Here is a 20,599-nt window from a genome sequence, read left to right as displayed (position 1 = left end):
CACGTGACCGGAATCGGGTTCTCCTGGGGCCGGGGACGAGGGAAAAAAAGGTAATAGGTGAAATGAAGGCTGGTTCAAAGTTTTTGAACGCAGTATCGGCGGTTGCGCTGTCTGCTAGTGTTGTTGCTTCGGGCGCAGGTGCTTTGACGTTCGTTTCCGCCACGGCCGCCGAAGCCGCGGTCATCCAGCGCATCGATGTGCGCGGCGCAAGCCGCGTCGGCGCGGAAGCAGTCCGGTCGAACCTCACCATCGCTCCCGGAAAGAGTTTTTCGAACACCGATATCGATGACTCGGTCAAGCAGCTCTACGGCACGGGTTATTTCTCCGACGTCAAGATCTCGGTTTCCGGAAGCACGCTTGTCGTTAACGTCCAGGAAGCCCAGCTCGTCAATCAGGTGGTCTTCAACGGCAATCGCAAGATCAAGGACGACAAGCTTGCGACCATCGTCCAGACGCACGCCGCCGGCCCTTACAGCGACACCCAGATCCAGTCCGACATCCAGTCGATCAAGGATGCCTATGCCGCCACCGGCCGCAGCGAAGTCGAAGTGACGACGCAGGTCGTGCCGCTCGGCGAAGGCCGTGTCAACCTGGCCTTCGTCATTAACGAAGGCGACCGCACCAAGATCGATTCGATCAACTTCGTCGGTAACAATGCCTATAGCGCCGGCCGCCTGGCTGCCGTCATCGCCACCAAGCGTTCGAACTTTCTGTCGTTCCTGACCCGCAAAGACGTCTACAACGACGACAAGCTCCATGCCGACGAGGAAGCGCTTCGCCAGTTTTATTACAATCGCGGCTATGCCGATATGCGCATCGTCTCTTCCGATGCCAGCTTCGACGAGGCGACCAACAAATACACGCTCACCTTCAACATCGAGGAAGGCCAGCGTTACGACTTCGGTCCGGTGACCGTCCAGTCCACCGTCGAAGGCGTCGGTTCCGAGCAACTGCAGCCCCTCGTGCGCACGAAGGAGGGTCACCTCTACAGCGCCAAGGAAGTGCAGAAGTCGATCGAGGCGATCTCCGATCAGGTGGCCTCGGCCGGTTATCCCTTTGCGCGCGTCACGCCGCGCGGTAACCGCGACCTCAACAACAACACGATTGGTGTCGAATACCTGGTCGACCAGGGCGAGCGCGCCTATGTCGAGCGCATCGAAATCCGTGGCAACAGCCGCACACGCGACTACGTCATTCGCCGCGAATTCGATATGAGCGAAGGCGATGCCTTCAACCAGCAGATGATCACCAAGGCCAAACGTCGCCTCGAAGCGCTCGGTTACTTCTCGTCCGTCAATATTTCCACCCAGCCGGGCAGTTCGCCAGACCGTGTCGTGGTGGTTGTCGACGTGCAGGATCAGTCGACAGGTTCGTTCGGTGTGGGTGCAGGTTATGCCGCCGGCGGCGATGGTCTGCTGCTCGAAGCCTCGATCGAGGAAAAGAACTTCCTCGGCCGCGGTCAGTACATCCGCATCTCGGCCGGCGGCGGTCAGGAAGGTTCGCGTGCTTACGGCGTTAGCTTCACCGAACCCTATTTCCTCGGCTACCGCCTGGCTGCAGGCTTCGACGTCAACCACAGCGAGACGTCGAGCAACGACAACTACGACTACGAGGAAACCAGCGTCGTGCTGCGCGTCACCGCGCCGATCACCGAGGATTTGGCGACGACCTTCCGCTATAACTACAAGCAGATGAAGTATGACGCGGATAACAACGATCTTTCCGATCTGTCCGCTCCGTATCAGCACCTCGTTGAGGATAGCCCGTGGACACGGTCTTCGGTCTCCCAGACGCTGACCTACAACACGCTTGATGACACCGTCCTGCCGCGTGAAGGCATCTACGCGACGGCGACGCAGGAAATTGCCGGTCTCGGCGGAGACTCGCAGTTCTACAAGATCTACGGCAAGGCCCGTTACTACCACCTGCTCGCCGACGATGCCGATATTATCGGCTCGGTTTCGGCCTCGGCGGGTTATGTCATCGGCTTCGGGGAACACCTGAATGTCTTCGACCAATTCACGCTGACCAACGGCGATATTCGCGGCTTCGAAAACAAGGGTATCGGCCCGCGCGTTTCCGGCACCAACGACGATCCACTGGGTGGTACGACTTACTTCACGGCATCGGCCGAAGCGACCTTCCCAATGCCGGGCTTCCCGCGTGACTTCAACCTGCGCGGTGCGGTTTTTGCCGATGCAGGCACGCTGTTCGGCAATGACGTTGACCTGAGGGGCGACGGCATTGACGGTGAAGACGCCTCTCTGCGCGCTTCGGTCGGTGTCGGTGTCGTCTGGCAGTCTCCCTTCGGTTCATTGCGCCTGGATTACGCGATCCCGGTTCTCAAGGAAGACTTCGACAAGACGCAGAACTTCAAGTTTGGCATCAACAACCAATTCTGATATCGGCAGTCCGGAACTGTAAGACTCAATTCCGTTCTGGAGCATTGCCGATGGAGCAAAACGTTTTTTTTCTGCCCCATGAAGGTCTGAAGCTCGCTGAGCTTGCAGAGTTTCTTGGGGCGGAACTCGCCAATTCCGATCATTCAGATGTTGTCGTCAGGTCCGTTGCCCCCGTCAACCGGGCGCGGGCGGGCGATCTCTGTTATATCCTGTCGCGCCGCAACCGTGATGAACTAGCGACATGTGAGGCCTCGGCGGTGATCTGCGACAAGGCGCTCGCCGACCTCGTCCCCGAACATATCCCGGTCATCCTGTCGTCCAATCCGCATGCGGCCTTCGCCATGGCGGGCGGTGTGCTCTATCCCGCGGCATTGCGCCCGGTCGTTTTCCCGCCGGGTGAAAGCGAAATCGCACCCAGCGCTGTGATCGACCCGAGCGCGAAACTCGAAAAGGGCGTGATCGTCGAGCCGCTGGCCGTGATCGGCCCGCATGCCGAGATCGGCGAAGGGACGCGGATCGGCGCACACAGCATTATCGGTCCAGGCGTCAAGGTCGGCCGGGATTGTTCGATCGCGGCCGGTGCGAGCATTCTCTGCGCGCTGATCGGCAACGGCGTCATCATCCACAACGGTGTGCGCATCGGCCAGGATGGTTTCGGTTATGCACCGGGTCCGCGCGGCATGATCAAGATCGTCCAGATCGGTCGGGTGATCATCCAGGATAATGTCGAAATCGGCGCCAATACCACGGTCGACCGCGGCGCCATGGACGATACGGTCATCGGCGAGGGCACCAAAATCGACAACCAGGTCCAGATCGGCCACAACGTCCAGATCGGCCGCCATTGCGCCATCGTTTCGCAGGTCGGCATCGCCGGCAGCACGAAGATCGGCAACGGTGTGCAGATCGGCGGCCAGGCCGGGATCAAGGGTCACGTGACCATCGGTGACGGCGTGCAGATAGCCGCCAAAAGCGGTATCATGACCGATCTTCCCGCCGGCGGACAATATGGCGGTGTCCCGGCACGGCCACTAAAAGACTATCTGAGAGAGGCCGCACTGCAGGTGTCGAAAAGCAAGCTGCGCGGAAAGAACCCTGGAGGCAAGCAAAATGACTGAGGAAGCCACTACAACGCTTTCTTCGGCTGACATCATCGAGATCATGAAGCTCCTGCCGCACCGGTATCCGTTTCTCATGGTCGACAAGATTATCGAGATCGACGGCGACAACAGCGCGGTCGGCATCAAGAACGTCACGGTGAACGAACCGCATTTCACCGGTCATTTTCCGGAAGCTCCGATCATGCCCGGCGTTCTCTTGATCGAGGGCATGGCGCAGACCGCAGGTGCGATCTGTGCTAAGAAGGAAGGCCAGCCCGGCAACCTCGTTTACTTCATGACCATCGAGAATGCGCGTTTTCGCAAGCCCGTCGTGCCCGGCGATCGCGTCGAATTCCACGTCAAGAAGCACAAGCAGCGCGGCAACATCTGGAAATTCCATTGCGACGCCAAGGTTGACGGGGCGCTTGTCGCCGAAGCCGATATCGGCGCGATGATCGTTCGTAAGGAACAGGCATGAGCACGATTGCCGAAAGCGCCCGCATTCATCCGATGGCTGTCGTCGAAGACGGGGCTGTGATCGGTGAGGGCGTCAAGATCGGTCCCTTCTGCCATGTCGGGCCGCACGTCGTCCTGCATGAAAATGTCGAACTCTTGTCACATGCGGTCGTCACCGGCCGCACCGTGATCGGCAAGGGCACGCGCATCTTTCCGATGGCAGTCATCGGCGGCGATCCGCAGAGCGTGCATCACGGCGGCGAGGAGACGACGCTTTCGGTCGGCGCCAACTGCACGATGCGCGAAGGCGTGACGATGAACACCGGCACGGCCGATTTCGGTGGCCAGACGATCGTCGGCGACAACAATCTCTTCCTGGCCAATTCTCACGTCGCGCATGACTGCAAGGTCGGCAATCACGTGATCATGTCGAACAATGTCATGCTCGCTGGCCATGTCGTCATCGAGGATCGCGTCATCCTGGGTGGTGGCTCAGCCGTTCACCAGTTCACCCGCGTTGGCCGTCAGGCCTTCGTCGGCGGGCTTTCGGCGGTGAGTTACGACGTCATTCCCTACGGCATGTTGAACGGCAACCCCGGCCTGCTGAGCGGCCTCAATGTCGTCGGCATGACGCGCGCCGGCGTCGACCGCGCCGTCATTCACCGGGTGCGCCGCGCCTACAAGTCGATCTTCGAAGGAACGGCCTCCGTCCGCGAAAACGCCGCCGCCATCCGCGATGAATATGCCGATTGCGAGCCGGTGGTCCAGATCCTCGATTTCATTGCGGCCGACAGTGATCGTGCCTTGTCCTCGCCGACCCGGGGGCAGAAGGGCTAGTCCTGTGGCTTTTTCCAGCGACACCGCTGCGGGCCGGCTGGCGATCATCGCCGGCGGCGGCCTTCTGCCTTCCTATGTCGCCGAAGCAGCGCGAGCGGCGGGTGAAAATCCGGTCATCTTTGCCCTGAAGGACGAAAGCGACCGACGCTGGGAAGGCTATGACCACGCCGTCATCGGGATCGGCGATTTCGCAGCTCTTGATGCGTTGCTCAATCGTTATGGTGTCGGCCGTGTCGTGATGTCGGGGAGTGTGGCGCGCCGGCCGGAGTGGCGCGAGGTGCGCCCGACGCTACGCGTTCTGATGAAGATGCCGGCTGCCATCCGCACGCTGCTGTCCGGCGGTGACGATACGGTTCTGCAGATGGTGATCCGGCTGATCGAAGGAAACGGCCGCCGTGTCGTCGGCGCCCATGAGATCGCCCCCGATCTTCTTGCGGCCGTCGGCCCGCTGGGCACAGTGGCGCCCGGGGAGGAAGATCGTCGCGATATCAGCCGCGCGGCCGAAGCCGCGGACACGCTCGGCCGGCTCGATGTCGGGCAGGGCGCTGTCAGCATCGGCGGTCGCATCGTTGCGCTGGAAGGGTTGGAAGGCACGGACGAGATGCTCGAGCGTGTCGCGGGTCTGAGAGCCGCCGGGCGCATCTCGCCGCGCCGCCGCGGCGCGCTCGTCAAACTTTGCAAGCCGCAACAGGATATTCGCGCCGACCTGCCGGCGATCGGCGTCTCCACCGTCCTGAACGCAAAAAGCGCCGGTCTCGGCGGCATCGCGGTGGAGGCTGGCCGCTCGCTGGTGCTCGATCGCACCGCCGTCATTCAGGCCGCCGATGAGGCGGGGCTTTTTATCTGCGGCATTGATCGCGGGCTGCCGGCATGGGGGTTCGAATGAACGGGGCGCCGCTGAAGATCGCCGTCATTGCCGGTGAGGTGTCGGGCGATCTGCTCGGCGCCGATCTGATTGCCGCCCTGAAGCGGATTCATGACGGACCGATGAAACTCGTCGGCGTCGGCGGCGAGGGGCTGCAGGCGGAAGGCCTGAAATCCCTCTTCGATTTCTCCGAACTGTCGATCATGGGTATCACCCAGGTGCTAAGCCGGCTGCCGAAGCTCTATAGGCTGATCCGCCAGACGACTGCTGCGATCATCGCTGCAAGGCCTGACATTCTCGTCATTATCGACAGCCCGGATTTCACCCATCGCGTCGCAAAGCGGGTTCGCACCGCGCTGCCCGATCTGCCTGTCGTCAATTATGTCTGTCCGAGCGTCTGGGCCTGGAAGGAATATCGCGCCACGCGCATGCTCGGCTATGTCGATCATGTGCTTGCCGTCTTGCCCTTCGAGCCGTCAACCATGCAGCGCCTCAATGGGCCGGCAACGACCTATGTGGGGCATCGCCTGACCGCCGACCCGGCGCTGCTGGAGACCCGGCGCCGGCGCGCCGGCAGACAGCCCGGCACCGGCGCGATCCTGCTTCTGCCCGGCTCACGCTCCTCCGAGATCCAGAAGCTCCTGCCGCATTTCGAGGTGGCAGTGAGCGAACTCATTGCCCGCAACGGGCCGATGCGTTTTATTCTACCGACGGTGATGCACAAGGAAGGGCTTGTCCGCGAATTGACGGCGAAGTGGGTGGTCCAGCCGGAGATCGTTATCGGCGCGGAAGCGAAATGGAAGGCCTTCGCTGAAGCCGATGCAGCCATGGCGGCGTCCGGAACCGTTATTCTTGAACTGGCGCTTGCCGACGTTCCCGTCGTCTCCGCCTACAAGGTCGACTGGATCATGAGGCTGCTGACGTCGAGCATCAAGACCTGGACGGGAGCACTACCAAACCTGATTGCCGATTATGCGGTCGTGCCGGAATATCTAAACGATGTCGTTCGCGGAGCAAGCCTCGCACGCTGGATGGAAAGGCTCTCGGCCGACACCTACCAGCTGAAGGCGATGAAGGAAGGCTACGAACTCATCTGGCAGCGCATGCAGACCGAAAAGCCGCCCGGCGCCCATGCCGCCGAAATCCTTCTCGACGTGCTGAGAAAGAAAAAACCCGGTCGTTTCTGACCGGGTTTCTTTTTGGCTGTGAAGCGATCAGCGCTTCGAAACCGGGATGTAATCGCGCTTCGGTTCGCCGACATAAAGCTGGCGCGGCCGGCCGATGCGCTGTTCAGGATCCTCGATCATCTCGTTCCACTGCGCGATCCAGCCGACGGTGCGGGCAAGCGCAAACAGCACGGTGAACATGGTCGTGGGGAAGCCCAGCGCCTTCAGCGTGATGCCGGAATAGAAGTCGATGTTCGGATAAAGCTTCTTCTCGATGAAATATTCGTCGGTGAGCGCGATGCGCTCCAGTTCCATCGCCACTTCGAGCAACGGATCATCCTTGATGCCGAGCTCGCCGAGCACCTCATGCGTCGTCTTCTGCATGATCTTGGCGCGCGGGTCATAGTTCTTGTAGACGCGGTGACCGAAGCCCATCAGACGGAAGGGATCGTTCTTGTCCTTGGCGCGGGCGATATATTCCGGAATGTGTTCGACCGAGCCGATCTCGTTCAGCATGTTGAGCGCTGCTTCGTTGGCGCCGCCATGGGCGGGGCCCCAGAGGCAGGCGATGCCGGCTGCGATGCAGGCGAACGGGTTGGCGCCCGACGAACCGGCAAGACGGACGGTCGAGGTTGAGGCGTTCTGCTCGTGATCGGCATGCAGGATGAAGATGCGGTCCATGGCGCGGGAAAGCACCGGATTGACCACATATTCTTCGCAAGGCACAGCAAAGCACATGCGCAGGAAGTTCGAGGCGTAGTCGAGGTCGTTCTTCGGATAAACGAAGGGCTGGCCGATATGGTACTTGTAGGCCATGGCGGCAAGCGTCGGCATCTTGGCGATCATGCGCAGGCTGGCGACCATGCGCTGGTGCGGATCGGTGATGTCCGTGGAGTCATGATAGAAAGCCGACAGGGCGCCGACGCACCCGCACATGACGGCCATCGGATGCGCATCGCGGCGGAAGCCGGTGAAGAAGCGGCTCATCTGCTCATGCACCATGGTGTGGTGCGTGACACGATAATCGAAATCCTTCTTCTGGGCGGTGGTCGGCAGTTCACCGTAGAGAAGCAGGTAGCAGACTTCGAGGAAGTCGCCATGCTCGGCCAGCTGCTCGATCGGATAGCCGCGGTGCAGCAGCACACCTTCGTCGCCGTCGATATAGGTGATTTTCGATTCACAGGATGCGGTCGACGTAAAACCCGGATCGTAGGTGAAGGAAGCGGTGTTCTTGTAGAGGGCACCGATATCGATGACGCTCGGACCGATCGTGCCGCTTTTGACGGCGAGGTCGACTGATTTGTCACCGATTTTTATTGTTGCGCTTTGATCCGTCATGCTGATCCTCCGAACTGGCGGTGGCGCCATAAAAGCGCCATAGGGGTTAAGCGTCCTCAGCGATAGCTATATGATCGCGAAGCTAATGCCAAGTTACCGTGACGGCTTTTTGTGCATTGCGGCATCACCTTTTAGGCACTGCAGCGATGAGCCGCAGGCATAGCGGAAGCCAATGATTCGACTGGTCTTTTGGCACTCTCGATTTTCCCTCATATTTCAATCGATTATTCTTGCTCGTTTTGATTGAAGGTTGCATTCTGACTGCCGGTGCGGGTGATCTTGGGCGGGGCATGGAGGAATTGACGACAGCCGAATTGCGGCCGGAAGCGGGCGTGGGCCGTGCCGTTCCGCCGGCTCTTCCCGCGATTGCGATGGTGACCCGACCGGCAAGGACGCAATCGGAGACCCCCTTGCGCCATCGACTGCCGGCCACCGGCCGGCAAGTGCTGCGTGCCGGAGCCTGCATGCTGGGCGAAGAGGCCGATCACGGCCGCCTGCTGCTGTTCTCGCCGGTCTTCCTCGGCGCCGGCTCGGCCTGCTGGTTTCTTGCGGCATGGGATTTTCCCTTCTTTGCATCGCTGCTCTGTCTGCTGGTGCCGGCGGCTGCGGTTTTCCTCGCCGGCCGCAGCCGGCCGGCATTGCGCGCAACTTTCCTGGCGCTGGCGTTTTTCGCCTGCGGCATGCTCTCGGCCCAGTTCGAGAGCTGGCGGGCTTCGACTGTGATCCTCGATTCAGCGGTGACGACGACGGTCACCGGCCGCGTGGAACGGCGGGAAGGCGACGGCCGGGGGCGCTGGCGCTATATTCTTGCCGTCACCGGCACTGAGGCACCGGAACTGAAGCGGCAGCCGGGACGCATCACCGCAATCGCCCGTGGCGCCGATGCGCCGTTCGAGATCGGCGACATCATCACCGGCAGGGCGCGGCTGACGCCGCCGGCGGGCCCGGCGCTGCCCGCGCTCAACGATTTCTCCTTCGGTGCCTATTTCGACGGCATCGGCGCCAACGGTTTCTTCTACGGTGCGCCGAAGAAAGTCGACTTGCAGGCTGGTCCACAGGCGGCAAGATCGACGTCGGAAGCTGTGCTCGAATGGCTTTACCAGTTGCGCAGTAGCATTGGCGACCGCATTCGGTCGATCCTGCCCGGTGATACGGGCGCTTTTGCAGCTGCTTTGGTGACCGACGAACGGCGCGCCATCTCGAAGGCGACGACGGAGGCGCTGCGCCAGTCCGGTCTTGCCCATATCGTTGCGATCTCGGGCCTCAACATGGCCCTGTCGGCAGGCATTTTCTTCGTCGGGTTCCGGATGCTGCTCAGCCTGTTTCCGGGCGTTGCTCAAGCCTATCCGACAAAGAAAATCGCCGCCGCCGGCGCGCTCATCGCCGTCACCGCCTACTTCCTGATATCAGGATTCGGAGTCTCGGCCGAACGCGCCTTCATCATGATGGCCATCATGCTGATCGCAGTCTTCTTCGATCGCCCGTCAATCAGCCTGCGCAATGTCGTCCTCTCGGCTCTTGTCATCATCGCCATTTCGCCCTCGGAAGTCCTGGGCCCGAGCTTCCAGATGTCCTTTGCCGCGACATTGGCGCTGGTATCGGGCTATCAGCTGTGGAAGGACCGGCGCATCCGCGAAAACGCTTTGCTGAAGCTGCCGATCATCAGGCCGGTCGTTGCGGTCGCCGGTTTCTTCGGCGGCGTCTTCCTGACCTCACTGATCGGCGGTTTTTCCACGGCGCTGTTTTCGATCGAGCATTTTCATCGCCTGACCGCTTACGGCCTGCCGGCAAACCTCGCGACGATGCCGATCATCTCTTTCATCGTCATGCCGGCGGGGCTGCTGGCGATGTTGCTCATGCCTTTCGGTCTGGACGCGCCGCTCTGGAAGGTGGTCGGCTTTGGCCTCGATATGGTGATTGCGGTTGCCAAGACGGTGTCCGGCTGGGGCGGCGATATTGGCGTCGGCCGTCTCCCCGCCTGGTATTTCGTCGTGGCGGTGGCAGGCTTTCTGCTGCTGACGCTGCTCCGCACCCGGTTGCGCCATGCCGGCACTTCGATCCTCGCCGCCTCGACGTCCATCGTGCTGCTTCTGCCGGTTCCCCGGCCGCCGGATCTGGTGATTTCGGAGGATGGCAGTCTGGTTGCAGTCGTCGCGGCTGAGGCAATGGCTTCCAATCGCGAAAACCCGCCGGATTTCATTTTCGACCAATGGCAGCGAGCGCTGGTCCTGCCGGCGCATTACCCGCCGAAGATGCTGGATGGTCCCGCTATTCCGCCGGAGGGAGACGACCGCCGCGTCAGGCTTTCCCGCGATCAGCAGAATGAAGCGAGGACGGCGATGCGGGCGGCGGCCGCGGGCGGTGAAACAAACCGCTTTTCCTGCGTCAAGAAGGCCTGGTGCACATCGAGGCTTGGCAATGGCCGTATCGTCACGGTCATCGACAATGCCGCTTATCTCGGTCCGGCCTGCGATGCGGCCGATATCGTCGTCACATCAGTCCGCCTGCGTTTCAACAGCTGCCGTTCAGGTGGGACGCTTTTTACCGGTGAGACACTACGGAAAACCGGTTCAATCGAGCTGCGCTTCGCAGACACCGGCTTGGAGGTCGCAACCGCATTCGAAACCCTGTCACGGCCGTGGATGCGCCATCGCGCTTATGACTGGCGCAGCAACAGTTTTGTCGAATCTGGCCTGTCCAGTGTCAGTGGTAGCGGCGAATGAGGCCGACGAGCTTGCCCTGCACCTTGACACGATCAGGTCCGAAGATCCGGGTCTCGTAAGCCGGGTTGGCCGCTTCAAGTGCGATCGAGGCACCCTTGCGGCGAAAGCGCTTCAGCGTCGCTTCCTCGTCATCGACGAGGGCAACGACGATGTCGCCTGGGCTTGCGGTGCTGCCGTTGCGGATGATCACCGTGTCGCCATCAAAGATGCCGGCGTCGATCATCGAATCGCCTTTGACCTCCAGAGCATAATGCTCGCCGGAGCCAAGCATATCGGCCGGAACGACGATATCGTGGGTGTTGTTCTGAATCGCCGAAATCGGCACGCCGGCAGCGATTCGGCCCATGACCGGCACCGAGACCGAGTTGCCGTTGTCAGCAACGGGTTTTACAAGCGCGGGAGCGGCGACCGGCTGGGGCTTGCCGAGGCTGCCCTCAATGACGCTCGGCGAAAAGCCGCGCCGGGGCTGGATGCTGGGGCTATAGGCCTCCGGAAGCCTGATGACCTCAAGCGCCCTGGCGCGGTTCGGTAGACGGCGAATGAAACCGCGTTCCTCGAGCGCCGTGATCAGGCGATGAATGCCGGATTTCGAGGCCAGATCGAGGGCATCCTTCATCTCGTCGAAAGACGGCGGAACGCCGGATTCCTTCATGCGCTCATGAATGAAAAGGAGAAGCTCCTGTTGTTTGCGCGTGAGCATCGACGTCAGACCCCTGATTGAAACAAATCCAGAACAGACACTATATGTTCCATATGTGTTCCGCAAGTAGCTAATTTTCCGTAAAACTTGCCGCCAACTCGTTGAGATATTTATTTTCATTCGCCGGATTGGCACACATGTCTTGCTTTGGGGGTGGCGCTGTCGCACATCTTTTGTCGTTTGAGGGAGGGATATCATGAACGAGTATTCCGCCATACCGCACCCGCTGGATCATGTCGTGCTGCCCGTCGTCAATATCGATCTGGCCCGCGAACGGCTGGGCAAGCTCGGCTTCACCGTTGCCGCCGATGCCCGCCATCCCTTCGGAACGGAAAATGCCTGCGTCTTCCTTGCCGACAAGACCTATCTGGAGCCGCTTGGTATTGCGAGCGTCGAGGAGAACGAGGCGTCGGCGCGGCAAGGCAATGTCTTCACCGCCCGCAACCGGGCCTTCCGCTTCCGTTGCGGCGAGGAGGGGCTTTCGGCGGTGGTTTTCGGCACCGCGGACGCCGGCCACGACCATAAGAGCTTCGCTGACGGCGGATCGAGCGCCGGCGAGATGCTGCAATTCAGCCGGCCGATGAAAATGCCGGATGGTTCCAAGAGCGTCGGCAGCTTCAAACTGGCTTTTGCGGGCGATCTGCGGGCGCCCGATTTCTTTCTCTTTACCTGCCAGCGTATCAATCCCTTGCCGGCCGATCGCGGCGCGCTGGAGACGCATGCCAATGGCGCAACAGGCATTGCCGAGATCGCGCTGTGCGCGCCGGACCCCGCTGCATTCGCCGCCTTCGTCGGTCTTGCCGCAGCGCAATCGGCCGTCGAGAAGACCGGTTTCGGCGTCAATATCGCCGCGTCGAATGTAAAAATCAGCCTGATGACGCCGGAAGGGCTGGAGGCTTATTTCGAGATCGCCGTCTCATCCGCCGACCGCGGCCTGCGCGGCCGGGCTATCCTCTTTGCCGTCGCTGATCTTGCCGTGACAGAAGCGCATTTGGCTGCTAACGGAGTGACCTACACGCGCAAGAACAATCGCATTCTGGTGAAGCCGGCGCCCGGGCAGGCACGCTCTTCGCCTTCGAGGAAACACGATGAGCACTGATACGAATTCTGAAGTCAGGATCGGCGAGGGCGCAGGCCAGGTCACCTTTTCCAATGCTGGCCGCCTGTCGCTGATTGCCGGCCCCTGTCAGATGGAGAGCCGCGACCACGCTTTCATGGTTGCCGGGACGCTGAAGGAGCTCTGCGCCAAGCTCGGCATCGGCCTCGTCTACAAGAGTTCCTTCGACAAGGCGAACCGGACTTCGCTGTCGGCCGAGCGCGGCATCGGGCTTGAAAAGGGCATGCAGGTCTTTGCCGATCTCAAGAAGGAATTCGGCTTTCCGGTCCTGACCGACGTTCACACCGCCGAACAATGCGCCGAAGTGGCAAAGGTGGTCGATGTCCTGCAGATTCCGGCCTTCCTCTGCCGTCAGACCGACCTTCTGATCGCCGCTGCCGAGACCGGCCGTGCCGTCAATGTCAAGAAGGGACAGTTCCTGGCTCCCTGGGAAATGAAGAACGTCCTGAAGAAGCTCAACGCCAGCGGCAATCCGAACGTACTGCTCTGCGAGCGCGGCGCTTCCTTCGGCTACAATACTTTGGTTTCCGATATGCGCTCACTGCCGATCATGGCGTCGATGGGCGCCCCCGTCGTTTTCGATGCGACCCATTCCGTCGCGCAGCCCGGCGGGCAGGGCGATTCCTCCGGCGGTCAGCGGGAATTCGTCGAAACGCTGGCGCGCGCAGCGGTGGCGACCGGAATTGCCGGCGTTTTCGTTGAAACCCACCAGGACCCGGACAACGCACCGTCCGACGGCCCGAACATGGTCTATCTCAAGGACATGCCGCGGCTGCTGGAAAAGTTGCTCGCCTTCGATGCTGTCGCCAAGGCCTGACAGTCAAAAGCCTGACATGTTCGTGCTATAGCGACGATCAGACACGCAGGTCGATGGCGTCGCAATGCGCCATTGTAATTTGCCCGCCTTCGATTATGACAGGCTTCGAATGATTGATCACCCACCGAGCAGGAAGAACCCATGACTGCAATCACCGATATTATCGCCCGCGAGATTCTCGATAGCCGTGGTAACCCCACCGTCGAAGTCGATGTCTATCTCGAAGACGGCAACATGGGCCGCGCGGCCGTTCCCTCGGGCGCTTCCACCGGCGCGCATGAGGCGGTCGAGCTGCGCGACGGCGGCAAGCGCTACCTCGGCAAGGGCGTCCAGAAGGCGGTCGATGCCGCCAATACCGAGATCTTCGACGCAATCGGCGGCATCGACGCCGAAAACCAGATCCAGATCGACAACATCATGATCGAGCTGGACGGCACGCCGAACAAGTCGCGCCTCGGCGCCAACGCCATTCTCGGCGTCTCGCTCGCCGTCGCCAAGGCTGCCGCCCAGGCCTCCGGCCTGCCGCTCTATCGGTATGTCGGTGGCGCTTCCGCCAGCCTCCTGCCGGTGCCGATGATGAACATCATCAACGGCGGCGCCCATGCCGACAACCCGATCGATTTCCAGGAATTCATGATCCTTCCGGTCGGCGCCGACACCATTGCTGAAGCCGTGCGCATGGGCTCGGAAGTCTTCCATACGCTGCGCAAGGAACTCGCCGCCCAGGGCCACAACACCAATGTCGGCGACGAAGGCGGTTTCGCACCGGGCCTGAAGAGCGCTTCGGAAGCCCTCGACTTCATCATGAAGTCGGTCGAGAAAGCCGGCTATAAGCCGGGCGAGGACATCTACCTCGGCCTCGATTGCGCCTCGACCGAGTTCTTCAAGGACGGCAAATACGTTCTCGAAGGGGAAGGCCGCACGCTCGAATCTGGCGCCATGGCCGAATATCTCGCCGAACTCGCCGCCAAGTATCCGATCATCTCGATCGAAGACGGCATGGCCGAAGACGATTGGGACGGCTGGAAGACGCTGACCGACCTGACCGGCAAGAAGACCCAGCTCGTCGGCGACGATCTCTTCGTCACCAACTCCGCCCGTCTTCGCGATGGCATCCGCATGGGTGTCGCCAACTCGATCCTCGTCAAGGTCAACCAGATCGGCTCGCTGACGGAAACTCTCGACGCCGTCAACACGGCGCACAAGGCAGCCTACACCGCCGTCATGTCGCACCGCTCCGGCGAGACCGAAGATTCAACCATCGCCGACCTCGCAGTCGCCACCAACTGCGGCCAGATCAAGACCGGCTCGCTGTCGCGTTCCGACCGTCTTGCCAAGTACAACCAGCTGATCCGCATCGAGGAGGGCCTCGGCCCGCAGGCTCAGTATGCCGGCCGCTCGATCATCCGCGGCTGATCGAATCTGCTTTCGACGACTTCACCCGCGCCTCACCGGCGCGGGTTTTTTATTGCCGGCGGTTACGGTCAATGAACGGTTAATCTCTGCGCGTTATGCTGAACGAATTGGTAATGCGTTCAAGAGCATGCGTGTATGTGGACAAAGCATCATAAGAAGAGAAAGATCGGCCGCTTCGTCATTCCGGCTATGACGGTCGCCTTCCTTTCCTATTTCGGTTATCATTGCATTCACGGCGATTACGGTCTGCGCGCAACGGAAACGTTCGAGCATCAGCGTCTCGCGCGTGAAAAAGAGCTTGCGATCTTGAAGGCAAAGCGCGAACATCTTGAAAATCAGGTCGCGCTGCTGAGTGATGGCTCGCTCGACAAGGATATGCTGGACGAAAAAGCGCGCTATCAGCTCAATATGTCGCGCGCGGACGAGATCGTCATATTCAACCATTATTCCAATTAACCGGAATTCAGTTAATTGGAATTTCTCGTGTGTTTCCAATAATTTAGTGCCGAATACGAGCCATGCAATTATGGCATTGCTGTGGTCATATTTCTTCCCTATGGTACGCGCCACCGAGAAACGACAAACCCATAGGGAGGGTTGAATGGCGCCGCGAAAGACCGCGACCGTTTCCAGCCGCAAGACTGCAGCTAAACCGGCAGCCAAAGCATCGAATGGAGGCCCCGTAGCCGACTTCGATCGCGACGAAGAGCTCAAGGCCTATCGCGAGATGCTATTGATCCGCCGCTTCGAGGAGAAGGCCGGCCAGCTTTACGGCATGGGCTTCATCGGCGGCTTTTGCCACCTTTACATCGGTCAGGAAGCTGTCGTCGTCGGCATGCAGATGGCGCAGAAGGAAGGCGACCAGGTTATCACCGCCTATCGCGACCACGGCCATATGCTGGCGACCGGCATGGAAGCACGCGGCGTCATGGCTGAACTGACCGGGCGCCGCAGCGGCTATTCCCACGGGAAGGGCGGCTCGATGCACATGTTCTCGAAAGAGAAACATTTCTACGGCGGCCACGGCATCGTCGGTGCCCAGGTTTCGCTCGGAACGGGCCTTGCCTTTGCAAACCACTACCGCGGCAACGGAAATGTCTCGATCGCCTATTTCGGCGACGGCGCCGCCAATCAGGGCCAGGTCTACGAGAGCTTCAACATGGCCGCTCTTTGGAAGCTGCCGATTGTCTATATTGTCGAAAACAACCGTTACGCCATGGGCACCTCGACCGCCCGCGCGACGGCTCAGTCGAACTACTCGCTGCGCGGATCCGGCTTCGGCATCCCCGGCATCCAGGTCGACGGCATGGATGTTCGCGCCGTCAAAGCGGCGGCCGACGAGGCGCTCGAACATTGCCGCTCCGGCAAGGGCCCGATCATCCTCGAAATGCTGACCTATCGCTATCGCGGCCACTCCATGTCCGATCCGGCGAAGTATCGCTCCAAGGAGGAGGTGCAGAAGATGCGCTCCGAGCAGGACCCGATCGAACAGGTGAAGGCACGCCTCATCGAAAAGGGCTGGGCCTCCGAAGACGATTTGAAGGCGATCGACAAGGATGTCCGCGACATCGTCGCCGACAGCGCCGACTTCGCCCAGGCCGATCCGGAGCCGGATGCATCCGAGCTCTATACCGACATTCTGCTCTAATCGGGGAGGGAACCCATGCCTATCGATATCCTCATGCCCGCCCTCTCTCCGACGATGGAAGAAGGCACGCTGTCCAAATGGCTGAAGCAGGAAGGTGACAAGGTCACTTCTGGCGACGTGATTGCCGAAATCGAAACCGACAAGGCGACGATGGAAGTCGAAGCCGTCGACGAAGGCGTCATCGGCAAGCTGCTCGTCGATGCCGGCACCGAAGGCGTCAAGGTCAACACCAAGATCGCCGTGCTGCTGCAGGAGGGCGAATCAGCCGCGGATATCTCCGCCGCCAAACCGGCTGCAGCCGCCGCTCCGCAGGTTGCCCAGGAAGAGAAGCCGACCAATACCGGCTCCGCTTCCGCGCCGCTTCCGGCCGAGCCGAAGGCCGTCGTTCCGAACGATCCGGAAATCCCGGCCGGCACCGAAATGGTATCGATGACGGTGCGCGAAGCGCTGCGCGACGCCATGGCCGAAGAAATGCGCGCCAGCGACGACGTCTTCGTCATGGGCGAGGAAGTCGCCGAATATCAGGGCGCCTACAAGGTCACCCAGGGCCTGCTGCAGGAATTCGGAGCCCGTCGTGTCATCGATACGCCGATCACCGAGCACGGCTTTGCCGGCGTCGGCGTCGGTGCTGCTATGGCCGGCCTGCGTCCGATCGTCGAATTCATGACCTTCAACTTCGCCATGCAGGCGATCGACCACATCATCAACTCGGCCGCCAAGACGCTCTATATGTCCGGCGGCCAGATGGGCGCTCCGATCGTCTTCCGCGGACCGAACGGTGCTGCTGCCCGCGTCGGCGCTCAGCACAGCCAGGACTATGCTGCCTGGTATAGCGCCATTCCCGGTCTGAAGGTCGTCATGCCCTACACGGCGTCCGACGCCAAGGGCCTGCTGAAGGCGGCGATCCGCGATCCGAATCCGGTCATTTTCCTCGAAAACGAAATTCTCTACGGCCAGCATTTCGACGTGCCGAAGCTCGACAATTTCGTCCTGCCGATCGGCAAGGCCCGCATCCATCGTCCGGGCAAGGACGTCACAGTCGTCTCCTTCGGCATCGGCATGACCTATGCGACGAAGGCGGTTGCCGAACTGGAGAAGCTCAGCATCGACGTCGAACTGATCGACCTTCGCACCATCCGCCCGATGGACCTTCCAACGGTCATCGAATCAGTCAAGAAGACCGGCCGTCTGGTCACCGTCGAGGAAGGTTATCCGCAGTCCTCCGTCGGCACTGAAATCGCCACCCGCGTCATGCAGCAGGCCTTCGACTATCTCGATGCGCCGGTGCTGACGATCGCCGGCAAGGATGTGCCGATGCCTTATGCCGCCAATCTCGAAAAGCTGGCGCTTCCGAACGTCGGCGAAGTCGTCGATGCGGTGAAGGCTGTTTGCTACAAATAAGGGGAGGGTATTTCGATGCCGATCAATATCACGATGCCCGCCCTCTCTCCGACCATGGAAGAAGGCAATCTTTCCAAGTGGCTGGTCAAGGAAGGCGACACGGTCAAGTCTGGCGATGTGATCGCCGAGATCGAGACCGACAAGGCGACGATGGAAGTCGAAGCCGTCGATGAAGGCACGGTCGCCAAGCTCGTCGTTGCCGCCGGCACCGAAGGTGTCAAGGTCAATGCGCTGATCGCCGTTCTCGCCGCCGATGGCGAAGATGTCGCCGCTGCCGCAAGCGGCGCGGCTTCCGCCGCTCCGGCAAAGGCCGAGGCCGCCCCCGTGCCTAAGGCCGAGGCTGCACCGGCGAAGGCTGAGGCTGCACCGGCTCCTGCCGCTGCAGCCGCGTCGGTTTCAGCCGATGGCAACCGCACCTTCTCTTCACCGCTCGCCCGCCGTCTGGCCAAGGAAGCCGGTATCGACCTTTCTGGTGTCGCCGGCTCCGGTCCGCATGGCCGCGTCGTCAAGAGCGACGTCGAAGCTGCCGTTGCCGGCGGTGGTGCCAAGGCCGCGCCCGCACCGGCCGCTGCCGCGCCGCAGGCTGCCGCCGCTCCGGCTCCGGCCGCAGCGCCGAAGGGCGCTTCCGAGGAAGCCGTGCTGAAGCTCTTCGAGCCGGGCTCCTACGAGCTCGTGCCGCATGACGGCATGCGCAAGACGATCGCCAGGCGCCTGGTCGAATCCAAGCAGACGATCCCGCATTTCTACGTCAGCGTCGATTGCGAGCTCGATGCTCTGATGGCGCTACGCGCCCAACTCAACGATGCGGCGCCGCGCAAGGACAATGCCCCGGCCTACAAGCTTTCGGTCAACGACATGGTCATCAAGGCCATGGCGCTGGCGCTGCGCGACGTGCCCGACGCCAACGTGTCATGGACCGACAACAACATGGTCAAGCACAAGCACGCCGATGTCGGCGTCGCAGTCTCGATCCCCGGCGGCCTGATCACACCGATCATCCGCAAGGCCGAGCAGAAGACGCTGTCGGTCATCTCCAACGAGATGCGCGATCTCGGCAAGCGCGCCAAGGACCGCAAGCTGAAGCCCGAGGAGTATCAGGGCGGCACCAGCTCGGTCTCCAACATGGGCATGATGGGCGTCAAGAACTTCGCCGCCGTCGTCAACCCGCCGCATGCGACGATCCTCGCGGTCGGCGCCGGCGAGCAGCGGGTCGTCGTCAAGGGCGGCGAAATGGCGATCGCCACCGTGATGTCGGTGACGCTGTCGACCGACCATCGCTGCGTCGATGGCGCGCTCGGCGCCGAGCTGCTCCAGGCCTTCAAGGGCTACATCGAAAACCCGATGGGCATGCTTGTCTGATAGCAAAACGGAGGCGGAAATGAGCAAGACCGTTCTTTGCTATGGCGACTCGCTGACCTGGGGTTATGACGCCGAGACGATCGGCCGTCATGAGTACAAGAATCGCTGGCCGAGCGTGCTTCAGGCAGCGCTCGGCAGCGAGGCGCGTGTCATCGCTGAAGGCCTGAACGGTCGCACGACCGCTTTCGACGACCACCTCGCCGATTGCGACCGCAACGGTGCGCGCGTCCTGCCGACAATCCTGCAGACGCATGCGCCGCTGGATCTCGTCATCCTCCTGCTCGGCACCAACGACATGAAGCCGGTCGTTGCCGGTTCCGCCTTTGCCGCCTGCCAGGGCATCAGCCGCCTCGTGCGGCTGATCCGCAATCATGCCTGGCCCTTCGAATTCGATGGACCGGAGATCCTGATCGTGGCGCCGCCGGCGATCTGCGCGACGGGCAACGTTCCCTTCGCCGCATCCTTTCCCGGCGGCATCGAGGAATCGGCAAAGCTTGCAACGCTTTATCGCGATCTTGCCGACGAACTCGGCTGCGGCTTCTTCGACGGCAATTCCGTCGCCAGGACCACGCCGATCGACGGCATTCATCTCGATGCGGAGAATACGCGGGCGCTCGGGCGCGGGCTGGAATCGATCGTGCGGATGATGCTGGGGATCTGAATGGCCGCCTTCATCGCGCTGCGGCAGGCCTCACGGCGGGATGCCTCGGAGCTGGCGATCCTGGCGGATATTGCTTCGCACGGTTTTGCCTCCTGGCTCTGGTTCGCCGATGTGGCGAATGGCGTCAGCGACACGCCGCTGGAGCGGGGCCGGTTGAAGATGAGCGAAGAGGAGGCTGTCGGCGGCTGGCGGGATTCCGTCATCGCCGAGGCCTATGGCGAGGTCGCAGGTGTGGCGATCGGCCATGCGCTCGACGAGAGGATAGGCAATATCGAGGCGACGATTCCGGCGACCGCGCCGATGCTCGCCTTGCAGAAAACGGTTGTGGGAAGCTGGTTCATAGGCAGTCTCGGCGTTTATCGCCATCTGCGCGGCATCGGCATCGGGCGGAGGCTGCTGGACGATCAGATCGAAAGGGCGGATTGCCGCCCCGTCAGTCTCATTACCGCAAGTGATAACGAGGCGGCTCTGTCGCTTTATGGAAGAAACGGATTCCTGGAGGCTGCGCGCGCCAATGCCGTGCCGCTCTTCGAAAACAGCAAGAGACACGCGTGGGTGCTCATGACCCGCAGCGCAGCGTAACAAAAGGGCAG

The 20,599-nt window shown here is 61.4% G+C and carries 17 protein-coding genes and 1 pseudogene; 16 read left to right on the top strand and 2 right to left on the bottom strand.

Annotation, left to right across the window (positions count from 1 at the left end):
• Positions 1-62 precede the first annotated feature (62 nt).
• From bamA to lpxB, 6 genes are read left to right on the top strand one after another with little or no spacing between them, the layout of a single operon-like run.
• On the top strand, positions 63-2,402 hold the full coding sequence (bamA, locus tag ATY29_RS29060; protein ID WP_003573370.1) for an outer membrane protein assembly factor BamA: 2,340 nt from the start codon (positions 63-65) through the stop codon (positions 2,400-2,402).
• Between the two features lie 50 nt (positions 2,403-2,452).
• A complete protein-coding gene (gene lpxD, locus ATY29_RS29055; protein ID WP_003573369.1) occupies positions 2,453-3,520 on the top strand; it encodes a UDP-3-O-(3-hydroxymyristoyl)glucosamine N-acyltransferase in 1,068 nt (355 codons plus the stop codon).
• Positions 3,513-3,980 (top strand): 3-hydroxyacyl-ACP dehydratase FabZ, encoded by a 468-nt coding sequence (fabZ, locus tag ATY29_RS29050; protein WP_003573367.1) that lies wholly within the window; start codon positions 3,513-3,515, stop codon positions 3,978-3,980. The genes lpxD and fabZ overlap by 8 nt, the downstream gene beginning before the upstream one ends.
• A complete protein-coding gene (gene lpxA, locus ATY29_RS29045; protein WP_003573366.1) occupies positions 3,977-4,795 on the top strand; it encodes an acyl-ACP--UDP-N-acetylglucosamine O-acyltransferase in 819 nt (272 codons plus the stop codon). Before fabZ ends, lpxA begins: the two co-directional genes overlap by 4 nt.
• A gap of 4 nt (positions 4,796-4,799) precedes the next feature.
• Positions 4,800-5,681, top strand: coding sequence for an LpxI family protein (locus ATY29_RS29040; protein ID WP_025416105.1), 882 nt, complete (start codon positions 4,800-4,802; stop codon positions 5,679-5,681).
• On the top strand, positions 5,678-6,847 hold the full coding sequence (gene lpxB / locus ATY29_RS29035) for a lipid-A-disaccharide synthase (protein WP_025416106.1): 1,170 nt from the start codon (positions 5,678-5,680) through the stop codon (positions 6,845-6,847). The genes ATY29_RS29040 and lpxB overlap by 4 nt, the downstream gene beginning before the upstream one ends.
• A gap of 27 nt (positions 6,848-6,874) precedes the next feature.
• Here the strand turns inward: lpxB and gltA are convergent, their stop codons facing one another.
• Positions 6,875-8,164 carry a citrate synthase gene (gene gltA, locus ATY29_RS29030; RefSeq protein WP_003573360.1) on the bottom strand — a complete coding sequence of 430 codons (1,290 nt, stop codon included), beginning with the start codon at positions 8,162-8,164 and terminating at the stop codon, positions 6,875-6,877.
• A 290-nt stretch (positions 8,165-8,454) separates the two neighbouring features.
• Here gltA and ATY29_RS29025 point away from each other — a divergent pair, with 290 nt between their 5' ends.
• Complete coding sequence (locus ATY29_RS29025) at positions 8,455-10,887, top strand: ComEC/Rec2 family competence protein (protein ID WP_097533584.1); 2,433 nt, start codon at positions 8,455-8,457, stop codon at positions 10,885-10,887.
• Here the strand turns inward: ATY29_RS29025 and lexA are convergent.
• On the bottom strand, positions 10,868-11,587 hold the full coding sequence (gene lexA, locus ATY29_RS29020; RefSeq protein WP_003573356.1) for a transcriptional repressor LexA: 720 nt from the start codon (positions 11,585-11,587) through the stop codon (positions 10,868-10,870). The two genes, ATY29_RS29025 and lexA, sit on opposite strands and share 20 nt — an antisense overlap.
• A gap of 196 nt (positions 11,588-11,783) precedes the next feature.
• Between lexA and ATY29_RS29015 the strand changes: the two are divergent.
• From ATY29_RS29015 to ATY29_RS28975, 9 genes and pseudogenes are all read left to right on the top strand, one after another.
• Positions 11,784-12,679: pseudogene (locus ATY29_RS29015) on the top strand (VOC family protein).
• Positions 12,676-13,521, top strand: a complete 846-nt coding sequence (kdsA, locus tag ATY29_RS29010; RefSeq protein WP_097533582.1) for a 3-deoxy-8-phosphooctulonate synthase — start codon at positions 12,676-12,678, stop codon at positions 13,519-13,521. Before ATY29_RS29015 ends, kdsA begins: the two are co-directional and overlap by 4 nt.
• 141 nt (positions 13,522-13,662) lie before the next feature.
• A complete protein-coding gene (gene eno, locus ATY29_RS29005; protein ID WP_097533580.1) occupies positions 13,663-14,937 on the top strand; it encodes a phosphopyruvate hydratase in 1,275 nt (424 codons plus the stop codon).
• Between the two features lie 135 nt (positions 14,938-15,072).
• Positions 15,073-15,393: an FtsB family cell division protein gene (locus ATY29_RS29000; RefSeq protein ID WP_003573348.1), complete on the top strand. Its 321-nt coding sequence runs from the start codon at positions 15,073-15,075 to the stop codon at positions 15,391-15,393.
• A 145-nt stretch (positions 15,394-15,538) separates the two neighbouring features.
• Positions 15,539-16,585, top strand: a complete 1,047-nt coding sequence (gene pdhA / locus ATY29_RS28995) for a pyruvate dehydrogenase (acetyl-transferring) E1 component subunit alpha (protein WP_003579069.1) — start codon at positions 15,539-15,541, stop codon at positions 16,583-16,585.
• Positions 16,586-16,600: 15 nt separating this feature from the next.
• Positions 16,601-17,986 carry a pyruvate dehydrogenase complex E1 component subunit beta gene (locus ATY29_RS28990; RefSeq protein WP_097533578.1) on the top strand — a complete coding sequence of 462 codons (1,386 nt, stop codon included), beginning with the start codon at positions 16,601-16,603 and terminating at the stop codon, positions 17,984-17,986.
• Between the two features lie 15 nt (positions 17,987-18,001).
• Positions 18,002-19,345, top strand: a complete 1,344-nt coding sequence (locus ATY29_RS28985; protein ID WP_003573342.1) for a pyruvate dehydrogenase complex dihydrolipoamide acetyltransferase — start codon at positions 18,002-18,004, stop codon at positions 19,343-19,345.
• Between the two features lie 19 nt (positions 19,346-19,364).
• On the top strand, positions 19,365-20,006 hold the full coding sequence (locus tag ATY29_RS28980; RefSeq protein WP_003573340.1) for an SGNH/GDSL hydrolase family protein: 642 nt from the start codon (positions 19,365-19,367) through the stop codon (positions 20,004-20,006).
• Positions 20,007-20,588, top strand: coding sequence for a GNAT family N-acetyltransferase (locus ATY29_RS28975; protein ID WP_003573338.1), 582 nt, complete (start codon positions 20,007-20,009; stop codon positions 20,586-20,588).
• Positions 20,589-20,599: the final 11 nt, after the last annotated feature.

Origin of the sequence: Rhizobium hidalgonense (assembly GCF_002914525.1) — a bacterium.
Taxonomy (GTDB): domain Bacteria; phylum Pseudomonadota; class Alphaproteobacteria; order Rhizobiales; family Rhizobiaceae; genus Rhizobium; species Rhizobium hidalgonense.
The sequence above is the reverse complement of the archived record's forward strand: the minus strand, read 5'-3'. Positions and strand labels throughout refer to the sequence as shown.